This is a genomic window from Citrobacter sp. Marseille-Q5395 (assembly GCF_947057495.1).
GTDB lineage: Bacteria > Pseudomonadota > Gammaproteobacteria > Enterobacterales > Enterobacteriaceae > Citrobacter > Citrobacter murliniae.
Genome location: NZ_CAMSEL010000025.1, coordinates 20,801 through 40,051 on the forward strand (window position 1 = coordinate 20,801; position 19,251 = coordinate 40,051).

The 19,251-nt window shown below is 49.6% G+C and carries 18 protein-coding genes and 1 pseudogene; 9 read left to right on the forward strand and 10 right to left on the reverse strand.

Annotated features, from left to right (window positions below; genetic code table 11):
- Positions 1-21: 21 nt before the first annotated feature.
- From OH663_RS22655 to OH663_RS22675, 5 genes are all read right to left on the reverse strand, one after another.
- Positions 22-1,488 (reverse strand): mannitol dehydrogenase family protein, encoded by a 1,467-nt coding sequence (locus OH663_RS22655; RefSeq protein WP_200012999.1) that lies wholly within the window; start codon positions 1,486-1,488, stop codon positions 22-24.
- Between the two features lie 102 nt (positions 1,489-1,590).
- Entirely contained in the window at positions 1,591-2,958 is a 1,368-nt protein-coding gene (locus OH663_RS22660) for an MHS family MFS transporter (protein WP_071828925.1), read from the reverse strand.
- Positions 2,959-3,015: 57 nt separating this feature from the next.
- Entirely contained in the window at positions 3,016-4,035 is a 1,020-nt protein-coding gene (locus OH663_RS22665; RefSeq protein WP_045442687.1) for a Zn-dependent oxidoreductase, read from the reverse strand.
- A gap of 14 nt (positions 4,036-4,049) precedes the next feature.
- The gene (gene rspA, locus OH663_RS22670; RefSeq protein WP_048221489.1) at positions 4,050-5,264 is read right to left on the reverse strand and encodes a starvation-sensing protein RspA; all 1,215 of its coding nucleotides are present in this window, start codon (positions 5,262-5,264) and stop codon (positions 4,050-4,052) included.
- A 107-nt stretch (positions 5,265-5,371) separates the two neighbouring features.
- Entirely contained in the window at positions 5,372-5,698 is a 327-nt protein-coding gene (locus OH663_RS22675) for a YnfA family protein (protein ID WP_200013001.1), read from the reverse strand.
- A gap of 141 nt (positions 5,699-5,839) precedes the next feature.
- Between OH663_RS22675 and OH663_RS22680 the strand changes: the two genes are divergently transcribed.
- Both OH663_RS22680 and speG read left to right on the forward strand, forming a co-directional pair.
- On the forward strand, positions 5,840-6,181 hold the full coding sequence (locus OH663_RS22680) for a DUF1283 family protein (protein ID WP_045442681.1): 342 nt from the start codon (positions 5,840-5,842) through the stop codon (positions 6,179-6,181).
- 36 nt (positions 6,182-6,217) lie between these two features.
- The gene (gene speG / locus OH663_RS22685) at positions 6,218-6,778 is read left to right on the forward strand and encodes a spermidine N1-acetyltransferase (protein WP_045442679.1); all 561 of its coding nucleotides are present in this window, start codon (positions 6,218-6,220) and stop codon (positions 6,776-6,778) included.
- Positions 6,779-6,784: 6 nt separating this feature from the next.
- On the opposite strand, the gene OH663_RS22690 is transcribed toward speG, so the two are convergent.
- The gene (locus OH663_RS22690) at positions 6,785-7,495 is read right to left on the reverse strand and encodes a YnfC family lipoprotein (RefSeq protein ID WP_263525876.1); all 711 of its coding nucleotides are present in this window, start codon (positions 7,493-7,495) and stop codon (positions 6,785-6,787) included.
- 106 nt (positions 7,496-7,601) lie between these two features.
- Between OH663_RS22690 and OH663_RS22695 the strand changes: the two genes are divergently transcribed.
- The 6 genes and pseudogenes from OH663_RS22695 to clcB all read left to right on the forward strand — a co-directional run bounded on the left by OH663_RS22695 (position 7,602) and on the right by clcB (position 14,031).
- On the forward strand, positions 7,602-7,907 hold the full coding sequence (locus OH663_RS22695; RefSeq protein WP_045442674.1) for a DUF1161 domain-containing protein: 306 nt from the start codon (positions 7,602-7,604) through the stop codon (positions 7,905-7,907).
- A gap of 149 nt (positions 7,908-8,056) precedes the next feature.
- A pseudogene (ynfE, locus tag OH663_RS22700) lies at positions 8,057-10,481 on the forward strand (selenate/tellurate reductase subunit YnfE).
- Positions 10,482-10,491: 10 nt separating this feature from the next.
- Positions 10,492-11,109, forward strand: a complete 618-nt coding sequence (locus OH663_RS22705) for a DMSO/selenate family reductase complex B subunit (protein ID WP_045442670.1) — start codon at positions 10,492-10,494, stop codon at positions 11,107-11,109.
- A 1-nt stretch (position 11,110) separates the two neighbouring features.
- On the forward strand, positions 11,111-11,965 hold the full coding sequence (locus tag OH663_RS22710; RefSeq protein ID WP_200013005.1) for a dimethyl sulfoxide reductase anchor subunit family protein: 855 nt from the start codon (positions 11,111-11,113) through the stop codon (positions 11,963-11,965).
- Between the two features lie 42 nt (positions 11,966-12,007).
- Positions 12,008-12,622: a Tat proofreading chaperone DmsD gene (gene dmsD, locus OH663_RS22715; RefSeq protein ID WP_200013006.1), complete on the forward strand. Its 615-nt coding sequence runs from the start codon at positions 12,008-12,010 to the stop codon at positions 12,620-12,622.
- A gap of 119 nt (positions 12,623-12,741) precedes the next feature.
- Positions 12,742-14,031: a voltage-gated ClC-type chloride channel ClcB gene (gene clcB, locus OH663_RS22720; protein ID WP_200013008.1), complete on the forward strand. Its 1,290-nt coding sequence runs from the start codon at positions 12,742-12,744 to the stop codon at positions 14,029-14,031.
- Here clcB and bioD read toward each other — a convergent pair.
- The 3 genes from bioD to OH663_RS22735 all read right to left on the reverse strand — a co-directional run bounded on the left by bioD (position 13,987) and on the right by OH663_RS22735 (position 17,055).
- A complete protein-coding gene (gene bioD, locus OH663_RS22725) occupies positions 13,987-14,682 on the reverse strand; it encodes a dethiobiotin synthase (protein WP_045442660.1) in 696 nt (231 codons plus the stop codon). The two genes, clcB and bioD, sit on opposite strands and share 45 nt — an antisense overlap.
- A gap of 124 nt (positions 14,683-14,806) precedes the next feature.
- Positions 14,807-16,027: a sugar metabolism global transcriptional regulator Mlc gene (mlc, locus tag OH663_RS22730; protein WP_045442657.1), complete on the reverse strand. Its 1,221-nt coding sequence runs from the start codon at positions 16,025-16,027 to the stop codon at positions 14,807-14,809.
- A gap of 128 nt (positions 16,028-16,155) precedes the next feature.
- Entirely contained in the window at positions 16,156-17,055 is a 900-nt protein-coding gene (locus OH663_RS22735) for a LysR family transcriptional regulator (RefSeq protein ID WP_200013010.1), read from the reverse strand.
- 106 nt (positions 17,056-17,161) lie between these two features.
- On the opposite strand from OH663_RS22735, the gene OH663_RS22740 reads away from it, so the two are divergent.
- Positions 17,162-18,415 carry an MFS transporter gene (locus OH663_RS22740; RefSeq protein WP_045449601.1) on the forward strand — a complete coding sequence of 418 codons (1,254 nt, stop codon included), beginning with the start codon at positions 17,162-17,164 and terminating at the stop codon, positions 18,413-18,415.
- A gap of 47 nt (positions 18,416-18,462) precedes the next feature.
- Here OH663_RS22740 and OH663_RS22745 read toward each other — a convergent pair whose 3' ends face one another.
- A complete protein-coding gene (locus tag OH663_RS22745) occupies positions 18,463-19,089 on the reverse strand; it encodes a CPBP family intramembrane glutamic endopeptidase (protein ID WP_404842380.1) in 627 nt (208 codons plus the stop codon).
- Between the last annotated feature and the right edge of the window lie 162 nt (positions 19,090-19,251).

The following is a 19,251-nucleotide window of genomic DNA, read 5'->3' on the forward strand; positions in this document are numbered from 1 at the left end:
CGACATATAAGTTTTACTGTGTTACTTCAATTTCGCGGCATACTTCGCAACCGTTGCCTTCGCTCCATCAGCCAGCAAAGCAAGATACGCTTCTGTGACTTTGGTTTTGAACCGTTCAACCTGAGGCAGTTCGCGGCCAAAAATCGCATCGATAGCCAGTAAAGCCTGCACACGATCTTCACCTTCATTACTGTTCTGCACCACATTCTGGATAATCGGTAATAGCGGATCGTTAACGTCAATCGCTTGTCCCTGTTCATCAACACCGCCGACATAGCGCATCCAGCCCGCTACGCCCAGTGCCAGCAGATCGAAACGACTGTCGTGCACAAGATGCCAACGCACGGAATCGAGCATACGCTGAGGCAGTTTTTGGCTACCGTCCATCGCAATTTGCCAGGTGCGGTGACGCAATGCCGGGTTACTGTAACGGGCGATCAGGCGATCGGCATATCCTTGTAAATCCACGCCCTGCACTTTCAGAGTCGGTGCCTGTTCCTGCAACATTAGCTCACGCGCTGCCCGGAGGTAATTTTCATCTTCCATACAGTCATTGATATGCTGATAACCAGCCAGATACCCCAGATATGCGAGGAATGAATGGCTGCCGTTCAACATACGCAGTTTCATCTCTTCATAAGGAAGCACATTGCTGACCAGTTCAGCACCCGCTTTTTCCCATTCCGGGCGTCCGGCGACAAAGCTATCTTCTATGACCCATTGACGGAACGGCTCACAGGCTACGCCAGCCGGATCGCGCACACCAGTAAGTTGTTCAATTTTATCAAGCGTGTCGGCCGTCACCGCCGGTACAATACGGTCAACCATGGTCGAAGGGAAAGTGACGTTTTCAACAATCCATTTCTCCAGCTCGACATCAATTGCATGAGCATAACAAGTGACAACGTCACGAATAACTTGACCGTTTTCGGGCATGTTATCGCAAGACATCACAGTAAACGCTGGTAAGCCTGCGGCTTTACGGCGTGCCAGTGCCTCAATGATAACCCCCACTGCTGTTTTGGGCTGATGAGGATTGTTCAGATCGGCGACAATCATTGGGTGATCCAGCATTAACTGTCCGGTCGCTGGAGCGTGGAAATAGCCTTTTTCGGTGATGGTCAGGGAGACGATAGCGATTTGCGGTTCACACATGGCTGCCAGTACTGTTTCTAAACCATCCAATTCCACATGAAGTGCTTTTTTCACAATGCCAACTACACGAGCAGTCCATGCATTGGCAGACATTTCCGCGACGGTATAGAGATTATCTTGTTGCTTAAGATCGGCGATTTGCTGTTCGCCACCAATCAGGTTCACCTCATAATAACCCCAGTCGCTGTGGTGTTCGGCGGCAAGAATATCGGCATAGACCCCCTGATGCGCGCGATGAAATGCGCCAAAGCCTAAATGCACTATCCGAGGTACCAACTTATTACGATCATAGACAGGGAGCGTGGCCTTTGCTGATAACAAATTATTTCCCATGACAATTCCTTTAATTTAAATATGGCAAGCTGACTGTTTTGTTTTATGAAAGATTATTTAACAGTAAAAAACCCTTCTCCAGTTAGAGAAGGGTTTCAGAATTTACACGCTTCTTGAAGGTTGTACTGCACTTACAGTGCGCGGTTGCTCTTCCGCAGCATCTTCCAGCGCACTTAAATCTCGGTCTTTCACTTCTGGCATTTTAAGCGCAGAGATTAAACCGATAACAGAGTAAGACATAATCATCACCGCAATCGGATACCAGGATTGAGTCATGGTACAGAAAATACCGGCCAGGATAGGACCAAAACCAGAAGCGATAAGACCGCCAATTTCTTTGGAAATTGCCATCCTGGTAAAACGATCTTTGCAACCGAACATCTCTGCCATGGTAATGTTTTCCAGAGCAAATAATCCCAGTACCGCACAGTTATGAATTACAATCAGGGCAATCATAATAGTGCTCGGGGCATAGGTTTTATCCACGATGATAGACAACATTGGCCATGCCAGCACAATGGCTGAAGTATTCATAATGATATAGGGAACACGACGACCAATTTTATCGGATAACCAACCGAGGAAAGGAATCGTCATAAAACCGATAATGGAACTGATCATCAATGCATCGGTTGGAATTGCTTTATTGAACAGCAGAGTTTGGACTAAATAACCGGCAAGGAAGGTTTGAATCAGACCTGAGTTTCCTGCCTGTCCAAAACGCAGACCCGTTGCCAGCCAGAAAGATTTACTCTGGAACATGCTGCCGGAAGAAACCGCTACTGGTGCGGATTGCTTGCTGTCATTCACCTTCTCAAAGACCGGGCTTTCTTTCAGGTTCAGACGCAACCAGATAGCGAAGACCATTACCACCACACTCGCCAGGAACGGAATACGCCATCCCCACGCCAGCAGTTGTTCTTTGTCGAGAATAAAGAACATAAAGGCCCAGATTGCTGTTGCACTTAAGGTCCCACAGTTCGTTCCCATCGCCACGAACGAGGAGATAATGCCGCGTTTACCTTTCGGCGCATATTCCGCCAGCATCGTACCCGCACCAGAAATTTCCGCGCCAGCACCCAGCCCCTGAATAATACGCAGAGTGACCAGTAAGATTGGAGCAAAAACACCAATCTGTGCATAGGTTGGCAACACACCAATTAAGGTGGTACAGATCCCCATCATGGTGATTGTAATAAAGAGTACTTTTTTACGCCCTATTCTGTCACCCATTTTCCCGAAGAAAAATGCGCCGACAATACGTGCGACATAGCCAGCACCGTAGGTTCCCATTGCCAGAATCAATGCCATCGCAGTTGATGATTCAGGAAAAAATATTTCATGAAACACCAATGCTGCACCAAGCGAATACAACTGAAAATCCATAAACTCAAGAGCAGTCCCTAGCCAGCCGGATATCGCGGCTTTCACTAAATCCTTTGTGCTTCTTTCATGTTTTTCTATTGTCATAATTGTTATCTCTGAAAAAGAGGTAAGATGCGTACTACTTACTCGCCGTTATTTATATTATTCAGAAAAAGTGAGTAAAACTTTGCAGCAGTGTTTCTGATCCTGTTCAAATAAACTAATAGCATCAGCAACATGCTGGTAATCAAACGTATGGGTAATTAATTTATCAGGATTAATTAACCCTGTACTTAACCAGTCAATAACCACTGGGAATTTATTCGCATTTAACCGGGAAGAGAATATAGAGAGCTCCTTACCGGTGATTCCTTGCTGAATGACTTCAGACGGCTCGCTGGAAAAGCCCATTAACACAATCCGTGCCGCCGGAGAAGCCAGCGTAACCGCTTCTTTCAAAATTGAAGGATGACAAGCCGCATCGATAATTAATGTAGGTTTGATGCCTTTTTCGGCAAAAATCTCGCCAAGTGGTGTTTGACTGTTATTAATCGCCCAGTTCGCTCCGCTCTCTTTAGCTTTTTCCAGTCGTTCATCAATGCGATCAGCAACAATCACGTTTTTGACGTTATAGACCCCTTTTAATACCTGAACGATGGTCAGGCCAATCGGGCCTGCGCCATACACCAGTACGATGTCGTCTTCGGTTGGTTTACCATGTCCGGTGACGTTCGCAGCAATAGTAAAAGGTTCGATCATTACTGCAAATTTATCTGCAACTCCATCGGGGATCTTCCAGGCATTTTTCGCCGGAACAACGGCATATTCACTGAAACCGCCATCAGCATGGACGCCGAGTACTGCTAACGTTGTGCAAACATTCGGCTTACCAATAGAGCACGGATAGCAATGTCCACAGCTCACTACCGGGTCTACCGCAACACGCTCACCGACCCTGGCGCTGTCCACTCCTTCTCCAACTGCATCAATCACGCCAAAAAACTCGTGACCAATAACACGCGGATATTTCGCAAAAGGATTATGTCCACGATATATATGGCTATCCGATCCACAAATCCCGGCAAGTTTTACTTTTACCCGCACTTCACCCGCAGCCGGGTTAGGAATTTCACGTTCGATAATTGCCAGTTGATTCGGTTTTTCAATTAAAATGCTTTTCATTATTGTATGACTCCTTACCAGTTCCACAATGTGCCATCTTCCAGGCGTGCGACGGGCAGATAAGCCGGATCGTACGGATATTTCGCCGCGAGTTTTTCGTCGAACTCGATACCCAGACCCGGCTTGTCGCCTGGGTGCATGTAGCCGTTATCGAATGTCCAGTTATGCGGGAAGACTTCCAGCATCTGCTCGGAGTACCCCATATATTCCTGAACACCGAAGTTCGGAACCCACAAATCAAAATGCAGTGCGGCGGCCATACATACCGGAGACAAATCTGAAGGACCGTGAGAGCCGGTACGGACCTGGTATAAAGAGGCAAAATCAGCGATGCGACGCATACCAGTGATGCCACCGGCATGGGTAATGGTGGTACGAATGTAGTCGATCAGCTGTTCTTCAATCAGCTGTTTGCAATCCCAGATGCTGTTAAAGACTTCCCCTACCGCAATGGGTGTGACCGTATGCTGGCGTATCAGACGGAAGCACTCCTGGTTTTCAGCAGGTGTCGGATCTTCCATCCAGAACAGGCGGTATTGTTCAATGCTTTTGCCAAAACGAGCGGCCTCAATCGGCGTCAGACGATGGTGCATGTCGTGCAGAAGATGTTCGTTAAAACCAAATTTGTTGCGTACGGCTTCAAACAGCTTAGGCGTGAAATCGAGGTATTTTTCCGTCGACCACAGTTGCTCTTCCGGCCACTGGCCTTTGGTAGCAGGTTCGTAGGCCAGACCTTTACCTTTAGACATCCCGTAGGTCGTTTTCATACCCGGTACGCCACACTGCACGCGAATCGCTTTGAAGCCCATCTCTTTATGACGGGCGTAATCTTCCAGCACGTCATCAACGGTATGGCCTGTAGTGTGGCAGTAAACCATCACGCCTTCACGGGATGCGCCCCCGAGCAACTGATACAGCGGCATGTTCGCAGCCTTCGCTTTGATGTCCCACAGCGCCATATCGACAGCAGAAATTGCTGACATGGTTACCGGACCACGACGCCAGTAAGCGCCTTTGTAAAAGAATTGCCAGATGTCTTCAATGCGGTGCGCGTCACGCCCAATGAGCTGCGGACACACGTGATCTTTAAGGTAGGATGCAACGGATAACTCTCGTCCGTTCAGCGTGGCATCCCCCAGCCCGGTGATCCCGTCCTCCGTCGTGATTTTCAGTGTGACAAAATTACGTCCCGGACAGGTGACAAAAACTTCAGCCCCTACAATCTTCATTCTTTATTCCTTACATCTCTTCTTGTGATGTAGGAAATTTACTCAACTGAACTACTACCATACAAGTATAATGATCAAAAAAACGCTAACCGGTCACAAAAAAGGCGCTATGCGCGCCCCCATCCCGCTACGATGATCAACATTCCGCATAGTGCGATCAGCGCACCAGACCAGTCATACAAACTGAGTTTTACACCATCAACAATGCGTAGCCACAGAAGCGCAGTAACGACATAAACGCCACCATAAGCGGCATATACCCGCCCGCTCGCGGCCGGATGCAACGTCAGCAGCCAGACAAATGCGGCCAACGACACGCCAGCCGGGATCAGCAACCATGCTGTCGCACCGCGCTTTAGCCATAGCCAGGGCAAAAAACAGCCCATTATTTCGCACAACGCTGTTATGAAAAAAAGTAGTGTGGTCTTAAGCATTGAAGTTATTCAGTTACATTAGGTTTAAGCATGATACGACAGAATACTGATATCCGCCGACCGGGTATGCCCTACAGCCGGAATAGTGTAGAATTTAGCCCTGTTTTACCGTTTTTCTCGTTCTCATAAAAGGAATTCGCCATGAATAATACACTGAGCAAACGCCTGTGTCTGACGGCAATGCTGACGCTGGCGGCAGTTGTCTACACCTCTTCCTCATTTGCTGAAACCAGCAAACTGATCATTGAGTCCGGAGACAGTGCACAAAGCCGTCAACAAGCTGCAATGGAAAAGGAGCAATGGAACGATACGCGCAATTTGCGTCATAAGGTCAACACGCGTGTAGAGAAAGAGTGGGACAAAGCCGACGCGGCATTTGACAGCCGTGATAAGTGCGAACAGAGCGCTAATATCAATGCGTACTGGGAACCTAATACTCTGCGCTGCTTAGACCGCCGCACTGGCCGTACCGTTGCACCATAATAGTTGTACTCACCAAAGGAATTGTAAGGATACGATATGACAAGCGCCCTCAGTGTTAAGCTGCGCCCGCTGGAGCGTGAAGATTTGCGATTTGTTCATCAGCTTGATAATAACGCCAGCGTCATGCGTTACTGGTTCGAAGAACCATACGAAGCGTTCGTTGAGCTGTCAGATCTCTATGATAAGCACATCCACGACCAAAGCGAACGACGCTTTGTCGTCGAGTGTGACGGTGAAAAAGCAGGACTGGTGGAGCTGGTTGAAATAAACCATGTACACCGTCGGGCTGAATTTCAGATCATTATTTCCCCGGATTTCCAGGGCAAAGGCCTGGCCACGCGAGCAGCAAAACTGGCGATGGATTATGGCTTCACCGTACTTAATTTATACAAGCTGTATCTGATCGTTGATAAGGAAAACGAAAAGGCCATTCATATCTACCGCAAACTTGGATTTATGGTAGAAGGTGAATTGATCCATGAATTCTTTATCAATGGCCAATACCGTAACACCATCCGTATGTGTATCTTCCAGCATCAGTATCTGGCGGAACACAAAGCACCAGGCTCCAACCTGTTACAACCTACTGCGCAGTAATAGCGGTTAGTAGTAGTCAATGGTGTTTTTAATTGAGTAACGATGTTCAACTGCCGGCTTCACGCTCTCGTCTACAATCACAAGCTGGCAGTTGATCGGATTCGCATAATCATCATATTCACACGTCTGTTTGACGTTACCTACAGGGTGATCGTTCAGCAAACTCACAGCGGTATAATCCAGTTTTTTCAACGGATCGGCTGATGGACTGGCCTTCACCTGCAACGTGTTATCCTTGCTGATAGTTGTTTTTCCCAGCGGATACCCTTCAGCATCATACCGGTACTGTACCTTCATTTCTTTCCCGGTTGCGGAGACAACAAAGCCATTATCGTCTGTATCCCACACCACTCCCGCAGACGGCAATTCCGCCAACTGACATTTACCCTGTAGCCGGATCCTTTTTTCCATCGTTTCAGCATCACGGTAGTAGTTGGCGTCCAGCACTAACGCCATTCCGGTATTGTTTTCCACATCGTGCAGTTCCAGCGTGTCAAAACACCCTTCCTGTGAGAGCGCACCGTTAACACGTTTCGTAACTTCACCTTTATCATTAAGCAGCGTCTGACTGAAATCCTTCACCGGACCACGCAGCGGATCGAAATCGAATTCATTGGAGAAACTGGCCATCTCCGGCGTAAAGGAAACCAGTCCTTTGGCGTTGTCACAGCCTACCAGCACCACACACAGGAAACCTAACAGCGTCTGTTTCTTCACATTTTTCACCGGGATAAAGAGATAATTCTCAATCATATTAGCAAATACAGTTATTTACACCAGAAATGCTAATCTTAGTTAATGTCTGTCATGAAAGGAGTTGATGATGAAATTCACCACAGGAATTGCCGCGAGCTTGCTGATAATCGCTTCTCCGCAGGTTCTGGCTGCGCCAGCCTCATGCGAGAGAGTTAAAAGTGATATCGAGCAACGCATCATTAATAATGGTGTTGCGGAATCGAGCTTTACGCTGAATATCGTGCCTAACGACCAGGCCGATCAACCGGATTCCCAGGTTGTCGGGCACTGTGCGAACGATACACATAAGATCCTCTATATCCGTACCAACAGCGGAAATACCTCCACTAATAATAGCGCTGCCCAGGATGGGCACGCAGCCGAACCGCAATAAATCCCCCCCTCCGTTCGCGGAGGGTTACCCCTGGTTTGATATGCATTAATACGGCGTACCCATAAGTAGGTAAAATAACCCTATCATTAGCATGCTATTTATTTCGTTGTAAAATCAAATATATAGCGATAACTAAAATGGGGTGAATGATGTCTGAAGTAAAGCAATATGGAGGTATTAGTCGTAGAGAGTTAGTTAAATCCTCAGCGATAGGATCGCTAGCGCTTGCAGCTGGGGGTATCTCGCTCCCCTTTGGAATGCGTACCGCAGCCGCTGCGGTGCAACAGGCGATACAACCAGCTAAAGAAAAAGTGGTTTGGGGGGCTTGTTCCGTCAACTGCGGCAGCCGGTGTGCTCTGCAACTCCACGTTAAAGATGACGAGGTGGTGTGGGTTGAATCTGATAACACAGGGGATGATATCTATGGTCATCACCAGGTTCGAGCCTGCCTGAGAGGCCGTTCGATTCGTCGGAGAATTAACCATCCGGACCGGCTTAATTACCCCATGAAACGCGTTGGCAAACGTGGCGAGGGTAAATTTGAGCGCATTAGCTGGCAGGAAGCACTAGATACCATCAGCGCCAGCTTGAAAAATACAGTGCAGAAGTACGGTAACGAGGCGGTGTATATCAACTACACCTCAGGCATTGTGGGCGGCAATATTACACGCTCCTCCCCTTACGCCTCGCTGGTTGCTCGTATGATGAACTGCTATGGCGGTTTCCTTAGTCATTATGGTACTTACAGTACCGCGCAAATCGCTGCCGCAATGCCCTACACCTACGGCTCAAACTTAGGTAACAGCACCTCTGATATCGAAAACACAAAACTGGTGGTGATGTTCGGCAATAACCCCGCTGAAACGCGCATGAGCGGAGGCGGTATCACGTACTTCCTGGAACAAGCCCGGGAACGTTCAAATGCCCGAATGATTGTCATCGATCCGCGTTATACCGACACCGCAGCCGGTCGTGAAGACGAGTGGATCCCTATCCGCCCAGGCACAGACGCTGCACTGGTAGCGGGGATCGCATGGGTGCTCATTAATGAGGCGCTTGTCGATCAGGAATTTCTCGACAAATACTGCGTCGGTTATGACGAGAAAACGCTTCCGGCAGACGCGCCAGCCAACGGACACTACAAGGCCTATATCCTGGGCGACGGCCATGACGGTATCGCTAAAACACCACAGTGGGCATCTCATATCACCGGGATCCCAGCCGACCGTATTATTAAACTGGCGAGAGAAACCGGCTTACATTTGTCAGGGCTGGGGGCCACAGCGCCAGGCTAACGGGGAACTTGCCTCACGCGCTATTGCGATGCTGCCTATTCTTACCGGCAATGTCGGCATTAACGGCGGCAACAGTGGTGCACGTGAGTCAACCTACACCATTACGATTGAACGCATGCCGATACCGGAAAACCCGGTCAAAACGCAGATTTCCGTCTTTACCTGGACAGACGCTATCACCCGTGGCCCGGAAATGACCGCCCTCCGGGATGGTGTGCGTGGTAAAGATAAACTCGACGTACCGATTAAATTTATCTGGAACTACGCAGGTAACACCATCACTAACCAGCATTCAGATATCAATAAAACGCACGAGATCCTCCAGGATGACACGAAATGCGAAATGATCGTGGTCATTGAGAATTTTATGACGTCCTCGGCCAAATATGCCGATATCCTGCTACCTGATTTGATGACCGTCGAACAGGAAGACATCATTCCTAACGATTACGCTGGCAACATGGGATATCTCATTTTCATTCAACCAGCAACATCTCCAAAGTTTGAACGTAAGCCGATCTACTGGATTATGAGCGAAGTCGCGAAACGTCTTGGCGACGACGTATATCAAAAGTTTACTGAAGGACGCACTCAGGAGCAGTGGTTACAGTATTTGTACGCAAAAATGCTGGCAAAAGACCCTGCACTCCCTTCGTATGATGAACTGAAGAAAATGGGGATCTATAAACGAAAAGATCCTAACGGACACTTTGTCGCCTACAAAAAATTCCGTGAAGATCCTGAGGGAAATCCGCTTAAAACACCTTCAGGCAAGATTGAAATCTATTCCAGCCGGCTGGCAAAAATTGCCAGTACCTGGGAACTGCAAAAAGATGAAGTCATTAGCCCACTTCCTGTCTATGCGTCAACATTTGAAGGCTGGGACGATCCCAAACGCAACACATTCCCGCTCCAACTGTTTGGTTTTCATTACAAATCTCGTACGCACTCAAGCTACGGCAATATTGACGTCCTGCAGGCATCATGTCGCCAGGAAGTCTGGATAAATCCTGTGGATGCGCAGAAACGTGGGATTGCCAATGGCGATATAGTGCGGGTATTTAACGACCGTGGTGAGGTACGAATTCCCGCAAAAGTGACGCCACGCATTCTCCCAGGAGTCAGCGCAATGGGCCAGGGTGCCTGGCACGACGCCGATATGTCTGGCGACAAAATTGACCATGGCGCATGTGTGAACACGCTAACGACCCAACGTCCGTCACCGTTAGCCAAAGGCAACCCACAGCATACAAACCTGGTCGAGATTGAGAAGGTTTAAGGATTAGCTTATGAATGCGCAATACGGATTTTTTATTGATTCCGCCCGTTGCACGGGTTGTAAGACCTGCGAACTGGCCTGTAAAGACTATAAAGATTTAACTCCGGATGTTAGCTTCCGCCGTATTTACGAATACGCAGGTGGCGACTGGCAGGAAGATAACGGTGTCTGGCATCAGAATGTCTTTGCTTATTACCTCTCCATCGCGTGTAACCATTGTGAAGATCCGGCCTGTACAAAGGTCTGCCCGAGCGGCGCAATGCACAAGCGCGAAGATGGCTTTGTTGTCGTGGATGAGGACGTGTGTATTGGCTGTCGCTATTGTCATATGGCCTGCCCTTACGGCGCGCCGCAGTACAATGCCGCCAAAGGGCATATGACCAAATGCGACGGCTGCCACGATCGTGTTGCCGAAGGGAAAAAACCAATCTGCGTTGAATCCTGCCCGCTACGTGCGCTGGATTTCGGCCCGATTGATGAACTGCGTAAAAAGCACGGAGAGCTGGCTGCCGTTGCGCCACTTCCCGGTGCACACTTCACTAAACCGAATATCGTGATCAAACCTAACACCAATAGCCGTCCAACCGGGGATACCTCCGGTTATCTGGCAAACCCGAGGGAGGTGTAAAATGGGAAATGGATGGCATGAATGGCCGCTGGTACTGTTTACAGTTCTCGGTCAATGCGTGGCTGGCGCGCTTATTGTTAGCGGACTGTGTTGGTTTACTGCCAAAGACGATGACGCAAGAAAACATATCGTTCGCAGAATGTTCTTTCTGTGGGTAGTAATGGGAGTCGGGTTTCTTGCCTCGGTAATGCACCTGGGTTCACCACTTCGTGCGCTTAACTCACTAAACAGAGTTGGCGCATCAGCGCTGAGTAATGAAATCGCCAGTGGATCGCTTTTTTTTGCGGTTGGTGGAATCTGGTGGCTGGTGGCTTTTCTCGATAAAATGCCGGCCACATTAGGTAAAATCTGGCTACTGGTGAGCATGATCCTCGGCGTAGTGTTTGTCTGGGCAATGACGAACGTTTATCAGATAGATACGGTGCCAACCTGGTATAATGGATATACCACCACGGCATTTTTCATGACCGTGCTGCTGACTGGCCCACTATTCGCCGCGCTCCTGTTGCGTGTCGTTGGCGTCTCATTTAACGCCGCCACATTCGCTACTATTAGTGTGCTGGGTTTGCTAATTTGCGTGGCCGTCATTGTTCTACAGGGCATGTCACTTGGCGCTATCCACAGTTCAGTACAACAGGCAAATGCACTGGTTCCTGACTATGGAATTCTGCAGGTTTGGCGCATCATGCTGCTGACCGCGGGTCTGGGTTGCTGGATTTGCCCTCTGATCCGTCGCAAAGACCCGCACATTGCAGGGCTGGCGTTGGGTTTAATTTTAGTGCTTGCCGGTGAACTCATCGGACGTGGCTTGTTTTATGGTTTGCATATGACAGTCGGTATGGCTGTTGCAGGTTAACTTTCGAGTGCGGGGAGACCCGCACTTTTCAGGATTGTTTGCATGACCCATTTTTCACAACGTGACAACTTTTCTACCGCGGCGCGCGTGCTGGGAGCGCTGTTTTACTTTGCGCCAGACAGCGATGAAGCGGCTCCGTTAGTCTCATCATTAACCGCCGATGGCTGGCAGGCCCAGTGGCCGCTGTCAGAGAATATCCTCTCCCCGCTGGTTGTACAGTTTCAGACCGAAGTCGATGAAACGCTCCCAGAGGCCTGGCAGCGTTTGTTTATCGGTCCTTATACGCTTCCCTCTCCGCCCTGGGGCTCATTCTGGCTGGATCGTGAGAACGTTCTATTTGGCGACTCAACGCTGGCATTACGTCAGTGGATGCGTGACAACGGCATCCAGTTTGAAATGCAGCAGAATGAACCGGAAGATCACTTTGGCTCCCTGTTGTTACTGACTGCCTGGCTTGCCGAAAACGAACGTCACACCGAGTGCGAACAATTGCTGGCCTGGCATCTGTTACCGTGGTCCGCACGTTTCCTTGAGGTCTTTACCGAAAAAGCGGATCATCCGTTTTATCAGGCTCTGGGAGAACTGGCTCGCCTGACGCTGGCAGAATGGCAGTCGCAGTTATTGATCCCCGTAGCCATTAAGCCACTATTTCGTTAATTTCTTCCGTGGCAGGGTTTTGCCCTGCCGTTTTGTCCGGCGTTTCGCACGCGGTGCTTTTGCTTCCGGCAACAATTCCCCGCAAAATAGATCGTCTGAATTTTCCTGTCTGGCAAACCATGCATCATTTACATGCTTATCCTGACCTGCGCACCATGTTTCGCCGCCTGCTGTTTGCCGCACTGACTGGCATTCTGGCCGCGTTAGCCGTCGCAGGGTTTCGCCACGCCATGCTACTCCTTGAATGGCTTTTCCTGAGCAACGATACGGGCAGTTTAGTTAATGCGGCCACGAACCTGTCACCACTGCGTCGGATGCTCACACCTGCGTTAGGTGGACTTGCTGCAGGGTTACTGCTCTGGGGCTGGCAAAAATTCAACCAGTTGCGTCCGCAAGCGCCCACAGATTATATGGAAGCTTTGCAAACTGACGGGCAGCTCGACGTTGGCGCAAGCCTGGTGAAATCGCTGGCGTCATTACTGGTTGTCGCCAGCGGGAGTGCCATTGGTCGGGAAGGTGCAATGATCTTGCTGGCAGCGTTGGCAGCCTCATATTTTGCCCAACGCTTTACACCGCGTACAGAATGGAAACTGTGGATTGCCTGCGGTGCTGCCGCTGGTATGGCCGCAGCCTATCATGCGCCACTGGCGGGCAGTTTGTTTATTGCCGAAGTTCTGTTTGGCACATTGATTCTGGCATCGTTGGGACCGGTGGTCGTATCTGCCGTCGTTGCACTGTTGACCACGGATGTGCTCAGCGACAGCAACGCCCTGCTATATACCGTGCACTTATCGCGGGAGCTGCATGCGCTTGAGTATGTGATGATTGTCTGCACCGGTCTGGTTGCTGGGGTTTGCGGGCCACTCTTCATATGGCTTATGACCATCAGCCACAACGTATTTTTACGTCTGAAGCTTTCACCTCCGTGGCAACTGGCATTGGGAGGACTTATTGTTGGCCTGCTCTCGTTACTGACACCGACTGTCTGGGGAAATGGTTACAGCGTAGTGCAGTCGTTTTTACTCTCCCCACCGCTGTTGTCGATTGTCAGTGGGATTTTTATCTGCAAATTACTCGCTGTGCTCGCCAGCAGTGGGTCAGGCGCGCCTGGGGGCGTGTTTACGCCAACTCTGTTTGTCGGACTGTCAATTGGTATGCTGTTTGGTCGCGTGTGGGGACTCTGGCTTCCCGGTACGGATGAGATTGCAGTTTTGCTTGGATTAGCGGGGATGGCCACACTGTTGGCGGCAACAACACATGCGCCAATCATGTCGACATTGATGGTTTGCGAGATGATCGGGGAGTATCGTCTGCTCCCCGGCTTGTTGATTGCTTGTGTCGTTGCTTCAGTGCTGTCCCGAACGTTACACCAGGACTCTGTCTACCGACAACACATTACCCAGCATTGACAGGCGGATGTACTGAGCCAACTCGCGCTGCTCAGCGCGAGGCAGGTAAGGCAATTCGCCAATCAGCGGTGCCGGTAACTTTTTGCTGAGCACATCAATGATTTCCGCATAATGCGCCAGTCCCGGATTGATTCGGTTCGCTACCCAGCCAATTAGCGGCAGTCCATCGCTGGCGATAGCCTGCGCCGTCAGAATGGCATGATTAATACAGCCTTCCTGAATACCCACCACCATCAACACGGGCAGTTGTTCCTGCACCACCCACTCCGATAAAGGACGCAGATCGTTCATCAGACTGCGCCAGCCACCGGTACCTTCGACGACAACGTGATCAACCTTCTCGCTCAGACTCGCAAGCCCGTTTGACAACAAGGTGTAATTGACAGGCCCGCTATGTGCCACGCTACTTTCGTCTTCGCTCAGAGCAATAGGGTTGATTGCCTCGTAAGGCAATTCAATTGAAGAAACACTTTGCAGCACCAGCGCATCTTTATTGCGCATACCTTCAGGTGTTTCTTTGCTTCCTTTGGCCACGGGTTTATAACCCGCAACACTTTTACCACCTGACGCTAACGCTTGTAGTAATGCGCGGGAAACCACTGTCTTCCCAACAGAAGTGTCTGTACCTGTAATAAAGAAACGCTTCAGCATCACTAACTCCACCGTTATGCTTCGAAATATAAGCCAGGAAAATAAAACAGTGGAGAAAGTCTAAGGTATGAGAGCCAGGACCAGCTTGAGATAGCGCAATTTTTCGTACGACAGTTAAAAAATGTTAACCCTGTAATAGACGAATCAACAAAGAACCGTTATACATCGCGTCCTTCACGAGCGCGGCCCCCGCCATTGTCCCTTGATTAGTAAATTGCGTACTCTCTACCACAATGTGTCGACTGTATGCCGGAAGCGCCTGTTGACGAATGCAGTCAGCAATAGTCGGGAACAATATATCTGCTGCTTTACTGAGCGGAGATCCAATAAGAATCTTTTGCGGATTGAACAAGTTCACCATAATGGCCAGAATTCGACCAACATGGGTGCCGACGCCGCTAATGATATCTTTCGCTAATAAATCGCCCTGCATGGCCGCCAGACACAGTGAGTCCACCGTCAGCGGTTGTCCGTGCAGTGAGGAACTCATCGACTGCTTAAGTCGTACCTGCGCCAGCTCAAGAACACTGTCAACACTGGCAATCGTTTCCAGACAACCATGGTTTCCGCAATAACACCGTTTCCCGTAAGGGTCGACCTGCGTATGGCCAATTTCGACCAGACTGCTACTCCCGGCATGCAGCAAATGACCGTCGGTGATCACCCCTGCACCCACATTGTGGTCAATCACCACCTGAATAACATCGCGGGCACCGCGCGAAGCGCCAAAAAGTGCCTCAGCCATGGTCCAGGCGCTGATATCGTGCTGAATGTACACGGGCACACCGGTGTGCTGCTCGAGGGCTTCGCCCAGCGGCATCTCTTTAACATCTTCGTAAAACGGCATGCGATGAACGATGCCATTTTCTGTATCGATGATACCTGGTAAGGTGATAGCGATAGAGGTTAATCGCTCAAGCTTTTGCTGATGGCGGATAAAAAACTGATCGACCTGTGTAATAACACGAGTCAGCAGAGGAATCTCGGAGACAAGCGGCATTTCAAGGCAATCTTCAACCACCAGCTTGCTGCTGAGGTCGCGTAACGCAAGAAAAATCTCGCCACGACTGATACGAATCGATAAGTAGTGCCACGCTTCCGTTTCGACCACCAGACCAACGGCCGGACGCCCGCGACTCCCTGCTTCTTTTATTTCCAGTTCTTGCACCAGATGTGCTTCAAGCATTTCCCGAACAATTTTTGTAATACTGGCAGGCGCCAATTGTGCCAGGCGAGAGAGATCAATACGCGACACCGGTCCTAACTGATCAATCAGGCGATAAACTGCGCCCGCATTGGTCTGTTTAATTTGATCGATATGCCCAGGCTGACTATCAGCAACCACCACTTACTCCCTTTATTTTCGCGCTCCGAAATAATCTGTAGGCTATGGTGAAGCACTTCAATGGCTTCCGTCAACTTTTTACTTAGCCGTGTGATTTACTGCACATTTTCAACCATTTTTAAACTAAATTAACCGCACTGAACGGCCGCTAAAAGCTGCTGGCGAAAGCGTTGCGCAGCGTAACTCTGCTCACGGTGTTTGGGCCACACCAGCCACATTTCAGACACGGCATCTTCTTCCGCAATGGGGATCCAACACATTTCATACAACTGCACGCGTTTAAATGAGGCTGGCAGAATGGAAACCCCTAATCCTGCGGCCACCAGTCCGATAATGGTCATGGCTTCCCCAACCTCCTGAGCGATGGTCGGCGTGAGGCCATAGCGACGCATCAGGCCAAGAATATCATCATACAGGCCGGTCCCCACATGCGGGTCAAAAAAGACAAACGGTTCATTCGCCAGTTCAGCCAGTGTGACAACCGGCTTTTGCGCCAAAGGATGTACACGAGGGATCATTGCCATCAGTGGTTCATGCAGGATGACCTCCCAGCTTAGCGTGTCAGGGAGTTGCGTATTACGCAGGAGTCCCAGATCCAGCGTCCCCTCATTGAGCGGGGCAATTTGCTCACGCGTATTCATTTCACGGGTTTGCATATGCACCGCGGGGTAGCACTGGCGAAAGAGAGACAGCGTATCTGAAACTGCTTTAATAAATGGTGCTGACGAGGTAAAGCCAATTCGCAGTTCCCCTGCTTCTCCCAGATGCAAACGCTCTGCTCTTGCCGACGCCTCATTCACTAACCCCAGGATCTGTCGGCTGTCTGCCAGAAACTGCTTGCCTGCGGCTGTCAGGGCCACGCTACGATTTGTACGCGCCAGAAGACGTGCCCCAACTTGCTGTTCGAGGATTTGGATCTGTTGACTCAACGGAGGTTGTGAAATATTCAGCCTTGCCGCCGCACGGCCAAAATGAAGTTCTTCTGCAACCGCCACAAAGTAGCGCAGGTGACGCAGTTCAATATTCATATTTTTAAAATATTATTTGAGATTATTAATATATTAGACAGAATATTGGGATTTTCATACCCTTAAGGCTGGTACTGTAGACGTAATGATTGAGCAAGGATTTCAAGTGAGTCGTACAACTATTGTCGATACCGCACCGGCAAGCGATATTGATAAACAAATTATCACCCCGCCGGATGGTTATATAAAACGCGGTACCTCCTCTTTTATGCGCGTCACACTGGCGCTCTTTTCTGCCGGACTGGCGACATTTGCTCTCCTCTATTGCGTGCAGCCCATACTGCCAGTGCTGTCGCATGAATTTGGGGTATCTCCAGCCAGTAGTAGTATTTCACTTTCTATCTCAACCGCGATGCTCGCTATTGGTTTACTGTTTACCGGTCCTCTTTCCGATGCAATTGGCCGCAAGCCGGTGATGGTGACCGCGCTGCTGTTAGCATCCTGCTGTACCCTGCTTTCGACAATGATGACCAGTTGGCACGGAATTTTAATCATGCGCGCGCTGATTGGTCTGTCACTAAGTGGCGTCGCAGCAGTAGGAATGACGTATCTCAGTGAGGAGATTCATCCCAGCTTTGTGGCCTTCTCGATGGGCTTATATATCAGTGGTAACTCGATTGGTGGCATGAGCGGTCGTTTGATCAGTGGCGTATTTACCGACTTTTTTAACTGGCGAATCGCGCTGGCAGCTATCGGTTGTTTTGCCCTGGCTTCCGCGCTGATGTTCTGGAAAATATTACCGGAATCCCGTCACTTCAGGCCCACATCGTTGCGACCTAAGACGCTGTTTATCAACTTCCGTTTGCACTGGCGTGACAGAGGTTTACCGCTGCTTTTCGCGGAAGGTTTCTTGTTGATGGGCTCATTCGTCACGCTGTTTAACTACATCGGCTATCGCCTGATGCTGTCTCCCTGGGAACTCAGCCAGGCGATTGTTGGGTTGCTGTCCGTCGCTTACCTGACCGGAACCTGGAGTTCGCCAAAAGCGGGTTCAATGACCACGCGTTATGGTCGTGGTCCGGTGATGTTGTTCTCAACAGGGGTGATGCTGTTTGGTCTGCTGATGACGTTATTCACGTCGCTATGGTTAATATTTGCCGGAATGTTGCTCTTTTCTGCGGGTTTCTTTGCGGCACATTCCGTGGCCAGCAGTTGGATCGGCCCACGGGCTAAACGTGCTAAAGGCCAGGCCTCTTCACTGTATCTGTTCTCTTATTACCTGGGGTCGAGCATTGCAGGTACGCTGGGGGGTGTGTTCTGGCATAACTACGGCTGGAACGGCGTGGGCGGATTTATTGCGCTGATGCTGATCCTCGCCCTGCTCGTTGGCTCCTGCTTGCACCACCGATTACATGCATAAAATATGTTGCCCTGGGATGCAAAACATTACCAGGGCAGCAATATGGACTACGATGATGCCAGCATCGCCTGGGCTCCAATTTGCAGGCCAATAACCGTTCCATTCATCAGAATATGCAGCACTATCGGCATCAGAATTCCGTTGCTTTTTATTCTGGCAATGATCAACACCAGCGAAACAATAAACAGCAGCAGTAGCGTTCTCATGTCCATATACTGCGTATGCATCAGCGCAAATATCGCCGAAACCACTAGCGACGTCAGCCATGTTTTATCATTGAACCAGTACTGAAAGGCGTTGAACAGGCAACCTCTGAACACCATTTCTTCATAAATCGGCGCAACAAATATCAGGGTCAGACTCGATAACCAGAGCGCGTAACTGCTCAGTGACACCTGAGTTGTAACCCATTCTTCATTCTGTCTGATACCCAGCACCCATGGCATGACGAACTGCACCACCAAAAGCGCCGTGAACAAAATAGCAAACCATCTTATGTTGAAGCTCCCTTTCCCTAAGCCTTTTCTTTGACGAAAGAAGAAATAATACAGTGGTACCAGCACGACGAACTCCGCGATAAACAGCAGCGGAAAAAGTAAACCCTTCGCCTGTAATGTCTGGCTTTCAGAAAAGAATAGCGGGATGAACGTGATGCCAAACATCAACAAAAACATCGAAAAGCAGCCAGATACCGCCTTTGTCCTGGCAATATAATCGTTACTTACTTCCTGTCGCACACCCTCTCCTTGACAAAATGTTATGTCAGTCGTTCTAAAGATAATTTTTGTTTATGATAAAAAGTATCATTATCATTTACAACCTACCAAAATTACATC

Coding starts and splice junctions, on each gene's coding strand:
- OH663_RS22655 (WP_200012999.1), bottom strand. CDS start 1,488: ATGGGAAATAATTTGTTATCAGCAAAGGCCACGCTCCCTGTCTATGAT.
- OH663_RS22660 (WP_071828925.1), bottom strand. CDS start 2,958: ATGACAATAGAAAAACATGAAAGAAGCACAAAGGATTTAGTGAAAGCC.
- OH663_RS22665 (WP_045442687.1), bottom strand. CDS start 4,035: ATGAAAAGCATTTTAATTGAAAAACCGAATCAACTGGCAATTATCGAA.
- rspA (WP_048221489.1), bottom strand. CDS start 5,264: ATGAAGATTGTAGGGGCTGAAGTTTTTGTCACCTGTCCGGGACGTAAT.
- OH663_RS22675 (WP_200013001.1), bottom strand. CDS start 5,698: ATGCTTAAGACCACACTACTTTTTTTCATAACAGCGTTGTGCGAAATA.
- OH663_RS22680 (WP_045442681.1), top strand. CDS start 5,840: ATGAATAATACACTGAGCAAACGCCTGTGTCTGACGGCAATGCTGACG.
- speG (WP_045442679.1), top strand. CDS start 6,218: ATGACAAGCGCCCTCAGTGTTAAGCTGCGCCCGCTGGAGCGTGAAGAT.
- OH663_RS22695 (WP_045442674.1), top strand. CDS start 7,602: ATGAAATTCACCACAGGAATTGCCGCGAGCTTGCTGATAATCGCTTCT.
- OH663_RS22705 (WP_045442670.1), top strand. CDS start 10,492: ATGAATGCGCAATACGGATTTTTTATTGATTCCGCCCGTTGCACGGGT.
- OH663_RS22710 (WP_200013005.1), top strand. CDS start 11,111: ATGGGAAATGGATGGCATGAATGGCCGCTGGTACTGTTTACAGTTCTC.
- dmsD (WP_200013006.1), top strand. CDS start 12,008: ATGACCCATTTTTCACAACGTGACAACTTTTCTACCGCGGCGCGCGTG.
- clcB (WP_200013008.1), top strand. CDS start 12,742: ATGCATCATTTACATGCTTATCCTGACCTGCGCACCATGTTTCGCCGC.
- bioD (WP_045442660.1), bottom strand. CDS start 14,682: ATGCTGAAGCGTTTCTTTATTACAGGTACAGACACTTCTGTTGGGAAG.
- OH663_RS22735 (WP_200013010.1), bottom strand. CDS start 17,055: ATGAATATTGAACTGCGTCACCTGCGCTACTTTGTGGCGGTTGCAGAA.
- OH663_RS22745 (WP_404842380.1), bottom strand. CDS start 19,089: ATGTTTTTGTTGATGTTTGGCATCACGTTCATCCCGCTATTCTTTTCT.